A 13,213-nucleotide genomic window follows, 5' to 3' on the forward strand; every position below is an offset into this window, starting at 1 on the left:
TTTTCCCCATCGCGCGAATGTCTCGCGCACAGTTTGTCATTGCGCATACGTCACCTGGCGTTACGCATAGCTGTTTGCGATCTCAAAAAGGTAATAATTCTTATTAACAATTAGAAATACCTTTGGAGACTTTCATGTTCGCTCAATCACGGCTGGCACTGCTGGTGGGATGCGTTACCGGCAGCGTCGCGTTCCCTTTGCTGGCGCAGGATACGCCGAAAAACGACACCGTCGTTGTCACCTCGCAAATGCAGAGTGGCGCGACCAAGCTTGCAACGCCAGATATCGAAACCCCGCAGTCCGTGTCGATCGTGACGCGCGAGCAGTTCGAAGAGCAGGGCGCGACCAGCGTGCGCCAGGCGGTGAGCTATACGCCGGGCGTCTACAGCAACCAGATCGGGGCATCGAATCGCTTTGATTACATTGTGCTGCGCGGCTTCTCCGACGGCAGCCTGGACAACGTCTATCTCGACGGCCTGAAGATGATGGGGGATACCAACTCCCACAGCTCGCTGGTGGTTGATCCCTGGTTCCTGGAAAATATTGAAGTGGTGCGCGGCCCGGCATCGGTGCTGTATGGTCGTTCATCGCCGGGCGGGATTGTGGCGCTCACCTCGCGCAAACCTTCCTTCGATGCGGGCGGTGAAATCAAACTCTTCGCCGGGAATAACGACCAGCGCGGGGCGATGTTCGACGTCACTGGGCCACTGGACGACAACGACCGCGTGGCCGCCCGTCTGAGCGGGATGACTCGCTACGCCGATTCCCAGTTCGGCCCGCTGAAAGAAGAGCGTTACGCGCTGATGCCGAGCCTGACCTGGCGCATCACCGACAACACGCGCCTCGACCTGATGGCCTATCTGCATCGCGATCCGGAAGGCGGTAGCCACTCCGGCCTGCCGTATGAAGGCACAGTGGTTCCTCACGACGGCAAGAAAATTTCCAATACCTTCTTTGAAGGCGAGGACGATTACGATAAATATGACCGTCGCGAGAACATGGTCGGGTACAACATCGAGCACATGTTCGATAGCGGCTGGTCGGTGCGCCAGAAGCTGCGCTATCTGCACACCAAAGTCGAGCTGAATCAGGTGTATGCCGCGGGCTGGCTGAACGAAACGGATCTGAATCGTGGCTATTCCGGCTCTGACGAGAAGATGAACGCCATCACTCTCGATAACCAGGTCGACGGCAGTTTCGACACCTGGGCGGTGAACCATCGGGTGCTGATCGGTCTGGATTATCAGGATCGCAGCAACAACACCACCGGCTATTACGGCGATTTCCCGCCGATCAACGCTTTCCATCCGGTGTATGGCGCGAAGCCTAACTCCATCACCATGTACAGCAAAGAGAAGCACAAGCTGCGCCAGACCGGCTACTACCTGCAGGATCAGATGTCGCTTGACCGCTGGCGTCTGACCCTGGGCGGGCGTTACGACCAGGTGAGCGTGTCGAATATCGACAAGCTCAACAGCAGCCGCAGCGATCTGGATAAGAACAACTTCAGCAGCCGTGCGGCGCTGCTGTATCTGTTCGACAACGGCATCGCGCCGTACATCAGCTACTCCACCGCGTTCACGCCGACCAGCTTCGCCGATGAGAACGGCCAGATCCTCGACCCGATGAAGGGCAAGCAGTGGGAAGCGGGTGTGAAGGTCGAGCCGGAAGGGATGAACAGCCAGTTCAGCGCGTCGGTGTTCCGTATCAATCAGAAAAACATCGCCACCAAAGAGGAGCCGACGGATCCGTATCGTTCCATCGGTGAGATCGAATCGGAAGGCGTAGAGCTGGAAGCGATTGGCCAGCTGACCGACAGCCTGCGCGTGCAGGCGGCGTATACCTATACGGATATTCGCTACAAGAAGAGCAGCCCGGAAGAAGAGGGCAAACGCGCGGTCTACGCCCCGCGTAACATGGCCAGCACCTGGCTGAGCTACGACGTCAAAACCGGTCCGCTGGACGGTCTGACCCTCGGTTCCGGCGTGCGCTACGTGAACGGCGTGACCAGCGATCGCCAGAACACGCACACGCTGCCGTCTTATACGCTGGTGGATTTAGCGGTGGGATACGATCTGTCGAAGCTGGGTGTGAAAGGGTTGAGCGCGCAGTTGAACGTCAATAACCTGACGGACGAAAGCTACGTGGCGGCCTGTAACTCGCTCTCTTATTGCTACTTTGGGGCGGAGCGCAGCATCGTGGGGAGCGTGTCCTGGAAGTTCTGATGTGAGTCCGTGCGGCCTGACGCCCGGTGGCGCTGCGCTTACCGGGCCTACGCTCCGAGGATTCGGTATTTGTAGGCCGGGTAAGGCGCAGCCGCCACCCGGCAAACCTACTCCTCCATGGCGATATAAATCGCCTCGCCCATTTTCTTCAACGCCTCGCGGTTTTTCTCGGTGGGCGGCAGGGCGACGTTGATCCGCAGGCAGTTACGATACTTCCCCGAGGCGGAAAACAACGACCCCGCCGCCGCCTGAATTTTCAGCGCACACAGCTGTTTACTGACGCACACCATATCCACCTGTTCCGGCAACTCCACCCACAGCAAAAAACTCCCTTTAGGTCGCGTTACGCAGATCTCACACGGGAAATACTGCCGCACCCAGCAGGTATAACGCTCCATATTTTGCTGATAAATCTGGCGCATACGCCGCAGATGCCGGTGATAATGCCCGTCGCGGATAAACGCCGCGACCGCCATCTGCGTGGCCGGAACGTTAAACCCGCCCGCCGCGTATTTCATGTGCATCACCCGGTCGTAATAGCGGCCCGGCACAATCCAGCCGACGCGCAGCCCCGGCGCGACGGTTTTGGTAAACGAACTGCACAGCAACACCCGCCCGTCGATATCGAACGAGTGAATGGTGCGCGGACGCGGATAGTCCGCCGCCAGCTCGCCGTAAATATCATCCTCGACGATCACAATATCGTGCCGCTGCGCCAGGGCCAGCACCTGCCGTTTGCGCGCTTCCGGCATGATAAAACCGAGCGGGTTATTGCAGTTCGGCACCAGGATCACGGCCTTGATCGGCCACTGCTCCAGCGCCAGTTCGAGGGCTTCAATGCTGATCCCGGTTTCAGGATCGGTCGGGATCTCGATCGCTTTAATATCAAACCCGCGCAGCATCTGCATAGTGCCGTGGAACGACGGCGACTCCACCGCCACGATATCCCCCGGTTTGCACACAGACAGCAGCGCCAGCGACAGCGCCCCGTGACAGCCGTTGGTGATGACAATCTCCTCCGCCGCGACGGTCGAACCGCCGTCGAGCATCAGCCGCGCAATCTGCTCACGCAGCTCTTTGCGCCCCTCCAGCACGTCGTAGCTCAGCATCTCCGCCGGGTTGTGCTGCGCAATGCGGCTCATCTCGCGCCAAAGGGGTTTCAGGCTCGGCTGGGTCAGATCCGGCGAACCGCCGCCAAAGGAGATCATCTCGCGATCGCCGCGTGCATCGAGGAGCATCATCACTTCGTCCCACTGGGTCACGTCGACCGGGCGCTGTACCGGGCGGGTCATCGCCGGAACCGGCGGCAGGGCTTTCTTCTGAGAGACAAAATAGCCGGAGCGCGGCTGGGGGGTGATCAGCTGAAGATTTTCGAGGATCTGATAGGCCTGCTGAATGGTGCTGATACTCACGCCGTGCTCCTGACTCAGCGCGCGTACCGACGGCAAACGTTCGCCGCTGCGATACAGCCCTTGTTCAATGCGCTGCGCCAGCAGATTGGCCAGATGTTGGTAACGCGTCATGCTGTATCCTCGATTATCACCATACAGATTGTTAAACCAGTACAGATCGCGGCGGAATTCGCCATGCAGATTCATTTTTAGCGGATCTGTATGTTAAAGAAAAGTTGTTTTTGAATCTGTATTGTAAAGCCCGATTCCGACGATGATAGAGCCTCAAACAGCGTGAGGAGAAGATCATGGAATTCAACGAAAACCGCCCGTTCCGGCCTTTTATCGGCTTCGTTTTTGTCTGGCAGGCGTTTGTGAAATGGCGTCGTCGCGAGCAGACGCGGCGCTTACTGCAGGGCATGAGCGATGAACAGCTGCGGGATGTCGGGTTAACGCGCAATGATGCATGCAATATCTGAACAACAGGCATTTATCTGCACGGCGGCAGATAAATGCCTGAACATTACTCGGCTTTCGTGATGCTGGTGTTTTCCGCGATGCGTCGCAGATATTCGTTATTTTTAAACGCCACCATGATCAGCTCGAACATCACGCGACAGCCGATCAGGCCGAAGAACATGCCAAAGAAACCGGCAATCAGATGTTCGGTGAACATGGTGTAGATGCCGCTAACCAGAATACACAGCATGGCGATCCAGTAGAAAAAGACCAGCACACGCGGCGTTAACAGATAATCAAACCCTAAAATTGACTTCATTTTCTTGTCCTTAGAAAAATGTCGGAATCCGACGAAATAAGCTCGCGGAGTATAACCAGAGTTGTTCCGCCCCGTACACCTACCAAAAAGTCTCGCTCTAGACTTGCTATTTCAGCAGGCCCAGCGTCTCGGCCAGCGGGCGGCGCAGCAGTTCCAGCGCCTCTTCGAAGCTCCGCACATTGTTGTACCCCATCACCAGTCCGTAGCGTTTGCCGGAGCCGCGATACCACTCGGATAGCGCGTTGACCTGCAGCTGCTGCGCCTGCCAGCAGCGGGCGATTTCGCGGTCGCAGCTGCCTTTGGTCAGGAACGCCACGATGTGCATTCCGCCGTCGTTTTGCTCGGTGAAAAACCGCTCGCCGTAAACTTCCCGCAGGGCGGCAATCATCCAGTCGCGGCGCTGCTGATACAGCGCACGCATCTTTTTGAGATGACGGAAAAAGTGGCCGTCGTTAATAAAGGCGGTGAGGATTTTTTGCGTCAGCACCGGCTGGCCGCTGGCGACAATATCCGCGCAGTCGGTAAAGGCTTCCACAGTGCTGGCTGGCATCACCAGATAGCCCATGCGCAGGGACGGCATCACGGTTTTGCTGAAGGTGCCCATAAAGATCACCCGGTCGTGGCGATCGATACTTTTTAACGAGGGCAGCACCTTGCGGGTGTAATGAAACTCGCCGTCGTAGTCGTCCTCGATGATCCACGCGTCATTCTGCGTCGCCCAGTCGAGCAACTGCTGTTTGCGCGGCAGCGAAAGGGTGACCGCCAGCGGGCTCTGGTGCGACGGCGTGACGATGGCGAAACGGGCGTCGCGGTGATGGCGCAGCAGATAGTCCGTATCCATACCGGAACGATCCACCGGGACGGTGTGCAGGCGCGGGACGATCCGTTTCAGCAGCTGCTGGCCCATAAAATAGCCCGGATCTTCAAACACCACTTTGTCGCTGCGGCTCGCCAGCGTGTCGAGGATCAGCCGCAAGCTGCCGCTGTACCCGCTGGTGATCAGCACCTGTTCCGCCGTGCAGGACAAGCCGCGCGAGATATTCAGATAGCTGGCAATCGCCTGACGCAGGGGAGCCCAGCCCATCACCGGCGGGTTCAGCATCTCCTCCTGACGCATGGATCGCGTCGCCTGACCCGCCAGCAGCAGCCACTTTTTATAGGGAAAACTGTCCAGCGCCGGAATGCCCGCGCGCAGAAAACCGGCGCGCTCGCGCTGGGTGATGAGGGATTCCGGCAGCGTGCCGGTGGCCTGTTCGGCGGGCGCGGATGGCTTCGCCGGGAGATTCAAATCCGGATTCACCCGCGTGCCGCGCGCGCCCTGGCTGACCAGATAGCCTTCGCCGATCAGGATCGCATAGGCGGTTTCGACGGTTTTGCGCGCCACTTTCAGCTCTTCGGCCAGCACGCGAATGGCAGGCACTTTGTCGCCGGGCTTCAGCACGCCGCGCGTAATGTTGTCGCGATAGCGGGTATAAATGTCGTGATAGCCCGATTTCATGTCCTACCTCGTTTCAGCAGTTTTGTATCTTTTTACTATGTCATGATCGGCGTAGATTTGCCCCATCGCATTTGATATGCCGCACAATAAGAGGAAAGACAATGAGCACTCGCGTTAACCACCATAAAGCCACACCTGCCCTGGCCAAAGCCCTGTCCGATCTGAGCATGGCTGTCGGCAAAACCTCCATCGAACCGGCGCTCAAGCACCTGATCGACATTCGCGTCTCCCAGCTGAACGGCTGTACGTTCTGTCTGGATATGCACTCGAAAGAGGCGAAAATTGCCGGTGAGCGCGAGCTGCGCCTGTATCACCTGACGGTCTGGCGCGAATCCCCGCTGTTCAGCGCCCGCGAGAAAGCCGCGCTGGCCTTCACCGAAGCCCTGACGCACATCACCGTAGAAGGGATCAGCGACGAGCTGTACCGCAGCGTGTCCGAGCACTTCTCCGACACCGAGATTTCCGAGCTGAACTTCGCCATCGTGGCGATCAACGCCTGGAACCGCCTGGGGATCACCTCGCGCATGGAACCTGGCGCGATGGACGTGGCTTACGGGTTGAACAAGGCTAACCTGGAATAGTTCTTCATCGCTTAGATGCCCGGTGGCGCTGCGCTTACCGGGCCTACAAGGGCAATGCAGGATGGCGTTGTGTATGACCGGGCCTAACGATTTTGTAGGCCGGATAAGCGCAGCGCCATCCGGCAATACCGACATTTCGCTCCTCACCGAAGCATCCCTCCTGATTCCCCTGCATGCTCTTCGAATATCACAACGGAGAGCTAAAACTATGATCGCAGTCCTTTTTGAAGCCCGGGCCGAACCGGCGCATCAGGCGCGCTATCTGGAGCTGGCGGCGGAGCTAAAACCGCTGCTGGCGGATATCGATGGTTTTATCGAGATCGAGCGTTTTCAGAGCCTGACGACGGAGGGCAAAATTCTGTCACTGTCCTGGTGGCGGGATGAAGAGGCCATTCGCGCCTGGAAGCAGAACGTTTTTCACAAGGCGGCGCAGGCCGAGGGGCGGGCGTCGATTTTCGCCCATTACCGCATTCGCGTGGTGCAGCTGGTCCGGGAGTATGGCTCGGATGACAAGCCGGAGCAGGGCTCATGCTAAGCTGGTGGCAACGGTCAATCATACGTGGGCAGCCTGTGCAGAAGAAAAGTTTACCGACTGAAAACAACGACGCGCTGGAGTGTGCCGTCGCGGCGATTGCGGCGGCGATGGCCGATCCGTCGAGGGTTAAAATGCTTTGCGCCCTGATGGACGGCCGCGCCTGGACCGCAACGGAGCTGAGCGCAGCGGCGGACGTGGCGCCGTCCACCGCCAGCGGGCATCTGGCGAGGCTCGTGGAGGGCAAGCTCATCGTCTGTCTGTCTCAGGGGCGTCATCGCTATTATCGCCTTGCCGGGCATGATGTCGCCGAGCTGGTGGAGCAGATCATGGGGTTGTCCTGGAATCGCATCATGCCGCCGGAAACCACGGCACCGAAAACCATGCGTGAAGCGCGGACCTGCTACGACCATCTGGCGGGCACGATCGCGGTGCAGATTTACGATTTTATGCTGGCGGAAAACTGGCTGGAGCCGGACGGTTCCGCGCTGACCGTGCTCGGGCGCGAACAGTTCCTCAAACTCGGTATTGCACTCAATACTCACTCCCGCCGCAAAGCGTGCTGCGCCTGCCTGGACTGGAGCGAGCGCCGGTTTCATCTGGGCGGTGAGGCGGGTGCGGCGCTGCTGATTTTTCTGGAAACGAAAGGCTGGATCCAGCGGGTGGCGGGGTACCGGGAGGTGGTGGTGACACCTGTCGGGAAAAATGCCATTCATCAGCATTTTAGCCGCTAGCGTGCCCGGTGGCGCTGCGCTGACCCGGGCTACCTGAGCAGGCCGGATAAGCGCAGCGCCATCAGGCAATAATTACGCGATGATGTTGAGGGTCACATCAATATTGCCGCGGGTGGCGTTGGAGTACGGGCAAACGATGTGCGCCGCGTCGACCAGTTTTTTGGCTTCCGCTTCGTCCATGCCTGGCACGTGGATGTTCAGTTTGGCTTCGATACCAAAACCGGTCGGCAATGGACCGATACCCACTTCGCCTTCGATAAACGCGTCTTTTGGCAGGGCGATTTTGTCACGGGCAGAGACAAACTTCATCGCGCCCAGGAAGCAGGCAGAGTAACCCGCTGCGAACAGCTGCTCTGGGTTAGTCACTTCGCCGCCCATGCCGCCCATCTCTTTCGGTACGCCCAGTTTGACGTCCAGGACGCCATCGGAAGAGGTCGCACGGCCATCACGGCCTCCGGTGGCTTTGGCTTTGGCGGTATAAACAACTTTTTCTAAAGACATGGCAGGTTCCTCATCTTACGGTTATGTGTGCTATTAAATAGCGCGCGATATATATGGGTAAATAGAATCTTATTAACTATAGCCTCAGGCGCGATGGAGCTGCTGACGCAGTTGCTCGAGCTGCTGCTTGAGCGCGAGCATGGAATCCGCATCGCACTGCGCGGCGCAGCCGACGGCCTCAGGGATACTTTTTGCCTGCTGCTGGAGCGCGCGACCGTCGTCGGTCAGCGTAACAGCGACCTGGCGTTCATCCTGGCGCGAGCGCTGACGGACCAACAAACCGGCACTTTCCATGCGTTTCAGCAGCGGGGTGAGCGTGGCGGAATCCAGGAACAGACGCTCGCCAATCTCCGACACCGTGATGTCATCCTGCTCCCACAAAATCAGCATCACCAGATACTGCGGGTAGGTCAGGTTAAGCGGCGCCAGCAGTTGCCGGTACAGCTTATTGAGCGCCAGGTTTGCCGAGTAGAGGGCAAAACAGAGCTGGTTATCCAGCATCAGCGCAGCGGTGGTGTCGTTCGTTTTCGCATTCATAAAGTGAATATAGATAGTGCGCGATTTAATTGCAAGCGATTTAAGGGCAGGTATAGCGAAGGGCCACCTGCACCGCCATTTTGCGATAGTGCTGGCGCTGGGCTTGCTCATCGGCACCGTCTTCAAACAGCAGGGTGAAAGTGTAGCTGTTAGCGACGTAATGAAAACTGAAACTGCTGATCAGGCGGTGCAGATCGCGCGCATCGACGGTCTGGTTAAACAGCTGCTTCTCTTTACCGCGCTGCAGGATCGCTTCCAGCAGTTCGAGCGCGCTGCGGTTAACCTGACGCAGGTAGCTGGATTGCTGCATAAAGCGGCCGCGCTGCATGTTCTCCATGCAGATGATGCGAATGTAATCCGGGTGATCGGCGTGGTAGTCAAAGGTCGCTTCCACCAGATGGACCAGCGCTTCGACGGGCGGAAGGCCTGACAGGCTAAGCTGTTTTTCGCTGGCGCGGATCTGGGTGTAGACGTACTCCAGCGTCTGGAGATAGAGGTTCTCTTTGTTTTTATAGTGATAAACCACCATGCGTTTGGTGGTGCCAGCTTTCTCGGCAATCTGCTCCATGCGCGCGCCGTTCAGACCGTATTCGGCGAACAGAGTAATCGCGCTCTGAAAAATCTTGTCCTTCAGGCTGGAATCATCATGGTGGTCGGGGAATTCGCTGCCAGGGTTAGCCACTGCCACTCCTTACATCGCCAAACAGAATGCAGGGATTATCGCCATGGCTGCGGGATAACACAAATTCAAACGCGCGGACGCTTTCTGTAGAGCCACAAACCGGGGATCGACAGGCCGATGGAGAGCGCGCCGACGATGGACGAGGCTTTGAGGAAATTGCTTAACAGCAGGATCATCTGCGGCTCGCTGTAGCCGAAGTGGCTGATCTTCACCGCCGAGATCATCGCGGTGTAGGCGGAGATTCCGGGGAACATCGGGATCACCGCCGCCACGGTAAAGACTTTCGGATGGGCCAGATACCAGCGCGACCACTGAATGCCGATACTGCCGACGAGCATTGACGCCATGAATGTTGACCACTCGATGTTAAACCCGGCGGTCATCATCACCATCCGCGAGCCGTGGCCGATCGCGCCGAGCAGCGCACACCAGGGCAGGGCGCGATGGGGTACGTTGAAGACCATCGCAAAACCGACGGCGGGAATGGCGGCCAGCGCCATGTCTTGCGCCAGTGCCAGTAAAAACTCGATTATGCCCATCCGCGCAGCCCCCAGAGTGTCATCGCCATCACCACGCCGATACAGGTGGCGAGGGTGAGTAAACTGGCAATCGCCCAGCGCGCCAGGCCGGTGTTGATGTGCCCTTTGAACATGTCAGCGACGGCGTTTATCAGCGGGAAGCCGGGGACCAGCAGCAGGACGCTGGCCGCCATGGCGACGGTCGGTGTGTTGACGAAAACGGGCAGGCGCAGCAGCAGGCCGGAAACCGTCGTGGCGACAAACGCGGCGATGCAAAAATTGATCTGCGGATGCATGTGGCGCTGCGTCAGCAACTGGCGCACATACATGGCAACGGCGCTGGCGAAAAAGGTCACCACGGCACCGTCCCATCCGCCGTTATTCAGTTTGCAAAAACAGGCGCAGGAGAGCCCGACCATGACCACTACCAGCCAGCGCGGATAGCGCAGCGGCTTGATTTGGTTAAATCGTTTCTCCACGGAGGCCTGGTCCAGAAGCTTATGTTCAGCCATGATTACGATGTGCTGCACTTCCGTCACCACGTGCATATTGATGCCGCGATCCTGATTTTTACGGGTGGACGTCAGGCATTGCCCATCTTTAATGGTGGTCAGCACGATCGCGTTTGAGGAGATCGAACTCTCGACGCTGTCCATCCCCAGCGCCAGGCCCAGGCGTGTGGACAGCTCTTCAACGAGGGCGCTTTCCGCACCGTGTTGCAATAAAAAAAGGCCGCACTGGATGCATAGTCGCGTGGCGGCGCGTTGTGACGACTGATCTGCCTGCATTTGTTGCCCTGAAAATGAGAACTGCCAGATTGCCCCTGAATGTTTACTTTTAGCACAAACCGCGGCCCGTCTGGCTCTGGGTCAGATCAACATTTGTGCAATCAGTTGGGGCGAGGGGATCCCACGGCGTTTTTATTTATTTTATGAATGCCAATCTATTAAATATATAATTTATTAATTTAGTTTATTCTCATTAATATTTTACGCATTCAGTATTATGTTATGCTGTTTTTTGTACTATATTATTCGCTGCTTTAGTGTTTTCTGGATTATAATTGTTCCTGTTAATATAACCTGTACTAATTAATTCAGCGTCGGGATGACACCTGCTTTAGCGCTATGTATTCGTATTAAATGCCATAAAATTAAATCAAGAATGGATTCGGAGGGTCTATGTCACCTGTAAAAGGAAAGTTTGGGATCGTTATAAGTAAAATTCCGGTAATGCAAACCGGTCTCGTTGGCGTGATGACTAATCATTTTCCTGAATATGATGTGGTCTCTAGCCGCTCTCAGGATGAGCTGACGTTACAGCAGCTAAATCGCGCCTCTGTGGTGGTTGCGGATATTTCAGGGGATTACGTCGACCCGCGGGGCGCACTTGAACACTATTATTTATTATTGAGCCAATATCGGGATATCCACTGGATATTTTTGGTCTCGCGCGCCCTGTACCCCCTTGCCGTTGAGTTCCTGGTGCGCCCTGAAAGCACGCTGCTTTCGGATATGGAGCCGATTGAAGGCGTCGTCAATGCCATCCGGGCGGGCAGTGAATATTCAGACCGGATAAGCCAGGCATTGTTATCACCTGACCCGCGAAACGGTGGCGAAGAGTATAAAGCCTCGATAATGCTGACCCTCTCGGAGCGTAAAGTGTTACGTCTTCTGGGGAAAGGCTGGGGAATTAACCAAATCGCGACGTTATTGAAAAAAAGCAATAAAACCGTCAGTGCCCAAAAGAATAGCGCAATGCGTCGGTTATCACTGCACGGTAATGCGGAAATGTACGCCTGGATCAACAGCACGCAGGGAATGAGAGAGCTGAATTTAATCTCAGCCTATGGAGAGCAAAAGGAATGGAAACAAATGCCTCAGGAAGAGATATTGCTGTCGTAGACCAATGCTCAATGAGCGCCGCAGGGCTTGAACACCTTTTTGCACTCGCGCCATTAAGCCAATATCAACTTCATCTGTTTAAAGATTTCGCGAGTTTTAAAACGGCTCTTTCACAAACCCCTTTTTTCTCAGTGATCTATTCGCTCTCAGATGCGCGAGAAGAACGAAGAAACTGTCTGATTTCTCTGCGTGAACTGGCTTATTCACACAGTGAGATACAGCGTATTATCCTGGCGGCAGACGACGCAGAGGCAAGGCTGATTGGTCAGCTGTCGCCTTCTCGTCTGCACGGGATTATCAGTAAATCGGCATCGCTGGCGGAGCTGCAAAATCAGCTTGCCACCCTGCTCAGTGAAACGGGTAGCGTCAATAACAACGAGTTTGTCCACTGGCACGGGAGCCATTGCAGAATGCTCAGCCCAACAGAGCGGGCCATTTTGCGGTATCTGGCGGCGGGCTTTTCGATACCTGAAATCGCGGAGCAGCTTGCGCGTAATATCAAAACCGTTCGCGCTCACAAATATAATGCGATGATCAAACTTGGGGTGAATTCTGACGTCGGTCTTCTGGATGCGGCGGACATTCTGGGGCATCTGCCGATGCGCGAGCCGCAGCTACGGGCTGCGTCATAGCCTGTCTCTGCGCCAGAGGGATCTGGCGCAACGATCAAATGCAGACATCTACCCATTTCGCCGACGTCAGCTCTGCCATTCTTTCTGGCGCGATGCGTACGGCGCTGTGGATGGAGCCCGCGGCAGGCAGCACTTCCTCATATTGTTTTAATGAAATGTCGCAGTACACGGCCAGAGGATTCTCCAGGCCAAAGGGACAGACTCCGCCGACAGGGTGTCCGGTGAGTGTCACCACTTCATCACTGCATAACATCCGCGCTTTCGCGCCAAACACGCTTTTCAGTTTTTTGTTGTCCAGGCGTGCATCGCCTTTGGCGACAACCAGTACCACTTCATTTTTGACCTTCAGTGATAAGGTTTTCGCTATCTGTCCCGGCTCGACGTGATGAGCGGCCGCGGCCAGCGCAACCGTTGCGGTGCTTTGGCTAAGCTCAATGACATCAATATCCGGGGCATTGTCAGCAAAAAATTGTCGTACAGACTGCAAACTCATTGTTATCTCCTGACAAATATCCTGCGTAATCTGTCATAAGAAATTATGCTCTGTAAATATCTCTTAGGTAACAAATATCCTGTTCACCCGATTTCTGGATCGCCTTCACATTCACGGAAACCGGTTACAGTAACCGGTTGCAGAGTGCACGGGAGAGATTAATACTGACGATGTAACTTCCCCTGTATCCCATAATAAGAGTCGATT

16 protein-coding genes are annotated in these 13,213 nt (G+C 56.3%); 7 read left to right on the top strand and 9 right to left on the bottom strand.

Translation table 11 applies throughout. The annotated features are described in order from the left end of the window. Window positions 1–116 precede the first annotated feature (116 nt). Window positions 117–2,225, top strand: coding sequence for a ferrioxamine B receptor FoxA (gene foxA / locus U9O48_RS03110; protein ID WP_324724374.1), 2,109 nt, complete (start codon window positions 117–119; stop codon window positions 2,223–2,225). Window positions 2,226–2,332: 107 nt separating this feature from the next. Here foxA and U9O48_RS03115 read toward each other — a convergent pair whose 3' ends face one another. Continuing rightward, the gene (locus U9O48_RS03115; protein WP_285150397.1) at window positions 2,333–3,748 is read right to left on the bottom strand and encodes a PLP-dependent aminotransferase family protein; all 1,416 of its coding nucleotides are present in this window, start codon (window positions 3,746–3,748) and stop codon (window positions 2,333–2,335) included. 176 nt (window positions 3,749–3,924) lie between these two features. Between U9O48_RS03115 and U9O48_RS03120 the strand changes: the two genes are divergently transcribed. Continuing rightward, window positions 3,925–4,095: a DUF1127 domain-containing protein gene (locus tag U9O48_RS03120; RefSeq protein WP_282493416.1), complete on the top strand. Its 171-nt coding sequence runs from the start codon at window positions 3,925–3,927 to the stop codon at window positions 4,093–4,095. A gap of 44 nt (window positions 4,096–4,139) precedes the next feature. Here the strand turns inward: U9O48_RS03120 and U9O48_RS03125 are convergent, their stop codons facing one another. Together U9O48_RS03125 and U9O48_RS03130 are read right to left on the bottom strand one after the other, a co-directional pair. Then, window positions 4,140–4,394, bottom strand: coding sequence for a DUF4282 domain-containing protein (locus U9O48_RS03125; RefSeq protein ID WP_324723499.1), 255 nt, complete (start codon window positions 4,392–4,394; stop codon window positions 4,140–4,142). 106 nt (window positions 4,395–4,500) lie between these two features. Next, window positions 4,501–5,892: a PLP-dependent aminotransferase family protein gene (locus U9O48_RS03130; protein WP_324723500.1), complete on the bottom strand. Its 1,392-nt coding sequence runs from the start codon at window positions 5,890–5,892 to the stop codon at window positions 4,501–4,503. Window positions 5,893–5,993: 101 nt separating this feature from the next. On the opposite strand from U9O48_RS03130, the gene U9O48_RS03135 reads away from it, so the two are divergent. The 3 genes from U9O48_RS03135 to U9O48_RS03145 all read left to right on the top strand — a co-directional run bounded on the left by U9O48_RS03135 (window position 5,994) and on the right by U9O48_RS03145 (window position 7,739). Beyond that, window positions 5,994–6,473: a carboxymuconolactone decarboxylase family protein gene (locus U9O48_RS03135; protein ID WP_285153694.1), complete on the top strand. Its 480-nt coding sequence runs from the start codon at window positions 5,994–5,996 to the stop codon at window positions 6,471–6,473. Between the two features lie 208 nt (window positions 6,474–6,681). Next, window positions 6,682–7,008 (top strand): antibiotic biosynthesis monooxygenase, encoded by a 327-nt coding sequence (locus U9O48_RS03140; protein ID WP_324723501.1) that lies wholly within the window; start codon window positions 6,682–6,684, stop codon window positions 7,006–7,008. 35 nt (window positions 7,009–7,043) lie between these two features. Further along, window positions 7,044–7,739, top strand: a complete 696-nt coding sequence (locus U9O48_RS03145) for a winged helix-turn-helix domain-containing protein (protein ID WP_324723502.1) — start codon at window positions 7,044–7,046, stop codon at window positions 7,737–7,739. A gap of 72 nt (window positions 7,740–7,811) precedes the next feature. Here the strand turns inward: U9O48_RS03145 and U9O48_RS03150 are convergent, their stop codons facing one another. The 5 genes from U9O48_RS03150 to U9O48_RS03170 form a co-directional block, all read right to left on the bottom strand. Further along, window positions 7,812–8,240, bottom strand: coding sequence for an organic hydroperoxide resistance protein (locus tag U9O48_RS03150; protein WP_100777755.1), 429 nt, complete (start codon window positions 8,238–8,240; stop codon window positions 7,812–7,814). Between the two features lie 84 nt (window positions 8,241–8,324). Beyond that, on the bottom strand, window positions 8,325–8,777 hold the full coding sequence (locus U9O48_RS03155) for a MarR family winged helix-turn-helix transcriptional regulator (protein WP_103949857.1): 453 nt from the start codon (window positions 8,775–8,777) through the stop codon (window positions 8,325–8,327). Between the two features lie 40 nt (window positions 8,778–8,817). Further along, window positions 8,818–9,459, bottom strand: coding sequence for a TetR family transcriptional regulator (locus U9O48_RS03160; protein WP_282493448.1), 642 nt, complete (start codon window positions 9,457–9,459; stop codon window positions 8,818–8,820). Window positions 9,460–9,524: 65 nt separating this feature from the next. After that, window positions 9,525–9,998, bottom strand: a complete 474-nt coding sequence (locus U9O48_RS03165) for a threonine/serine exporter (RefSeq protein ID WP_282493449.1) — start codon at window positions 9,996–9,998, stop codon at window positions 9,525–9,527. Beyond that, window positions 9,989–10,765 (bottom strand): threonine/serine ThrE exporter family protein, encoded by a 777-nt coding sequence (locus tag U9O48_RS03170; protein ID WP_282493450.1) that lies wholly within the window; start codon window positions 10,763–10,765, stop codon window positions 9,989–9,991. Before U9O48_RS03170 ends, U9O48_RS03165 begins: the two co-directional genes overlap by 10 nt. Window positions 10,766–11,158: 393 nt before the next feature. On the opposite strand from U9O48_RS03170, the gene U9O48_RS03175 reads away from it, so the two are divergent. Both U9O48_RS03175 and bglJ read left to right on the top strand, forming a co-directional pair. Next, entirely contained in the window at window positions 11,159–11,881 is a 723-nt protein-coding gene (locus U9O48_RS03175) for a helix-turn-helix transcriptional regulator (RefSeq protein ID WP_282493451.1), read from the top strand. An 11-nt stretch (window positions 11,882–11,892) separates the two neighbouring features. Beyond that, window positions 11,893–12,513 (top strand): DNA-binding transcriptional activator BglJ, encoded by a 621-nt coding sequence (gene bglJ / locus U9O48_RS03180; RefSeq protein WP_285145179.1) that lies wholly within the window; start codon window positions 11,893–11,895, stop codon window positions 12,511–12,513. Between the two features lie 34 nt (window positions 12,514–12,547). Here bglJ and U9O48_RS03185 read toward each other — a convergent pair whose 3' ends face one another. After that, window positions 12,548–13,006 carry a YbaK/EbsC family protein gene (locus U9O48_RS03185; protein WP_282493452.1) on the bottom strand — a complete coding sequence of 153 codons (459 nt, stop codon included), beginning with the start codon at window positions 13,004–13,006 and terminating at the stop codon, window positions 12,548–12,550. Window positions 13,007–13,213 lie beyond the last annotated feature (207 nt).

It is taken from the genome of Lelliottia sp. JS-SCA-14, assembly GCF_035593345.1.
Classification (GTDB): domain Bacteria; phylum Pseudomonadota; class Gammaproteobacteria; order Enterobacterales; family Enterobacteriaceae; genus Enterobacter; species Enterobacter wanjuensis.

Coding starts and splice junctions, on each gene's coding strand:
- U9O48_RS03115 (WP_285150397.1), bottom strand. CDS start 3,748: ATGACGCGTTACCAACATCTGGCCAATCTGCTGGCGCAGCGCATTGAA.
- U9O48_RS03120 (WP_282493416.1), top strand. CDS start 3,925: ATGGAATTCAACGAAAACCGCCCGTTCCGGCCTTTTATCGGCTTCGTT.
- U9O48_RS03125 (WP_324723499.1), bottom strand. CDS start 4,394: ATGAAGTCAATTTTAGGGTTTGATTATCTGTTAACGCCGCGTGTGCTG.
- U9O48_RS03130 (WP_324723500.1), bottom strand. CDS start 5,892: ATGAAATCGGGCTATCACGACATTTATACCCGCTATCGCGACAACATT.
- U9O48_RS03135 (WP_285153694.1), top strand. CDS start 5,994: ATGAGCACTCGCGTTAACCACCATAAAGCCACACCTGCCCTGGCCAAA.
- U9O48_RS03140 (WP_324723501.1), top strand. CDS start 6,682: ATGATCGCAGTCCTTTTTGAAGCCCGGGCCGAACCGGCGCATCAGGCG.
- U9O48_RS03150 (WP_100777755.1), bottom strand. CDS start 8,240: ATGTCTTTAGAAAAAGTTGTTTATACCGCCAAAGCCAAAGCCACCGGA.
- U9O48_RS03155 (WP_103949857.1), bottom strand. CDS start 8,777: ATGAATGCGAAAACGAACGACACCACCGCTGCGCTGATGCTGGATAAC.
- U9O48_RS03165 (WP_282493449.1), bottom strand. CDS start 9,998: ATGGGCATAATCGAGTTTTTACTGGCACTGGCGCAAGACATGGCGCTG.
- U9O48_RS03170 (WP_282493450.1), bottom strand. CDS start 10,765: ATGCAGGCAGATCAGTCGTCACAACGCGCCGCCACGCGACTATGCATC.
- U9O48_RS03175 (WP_282493451.1), top strand. CDS start 11,159: ATGTCACCTGTAAAAGGAAAGTTTGGGATCGTTATAAGTAAAATTCCG.
- bglJ (WP_285145179.1), top strand. CDS start 11,893: ATGAGCGCCGCAGGGCTTGAACACCTTTTTGCACTCGCGCCATTAAGC.
- U9O48_RS03185 (WP_282493452.1), bottom strand. CDS start 13,006: ATGAGTTTGCAGTCTGTACGACAATTTTTTGCTGACAATGCCCCGGAT.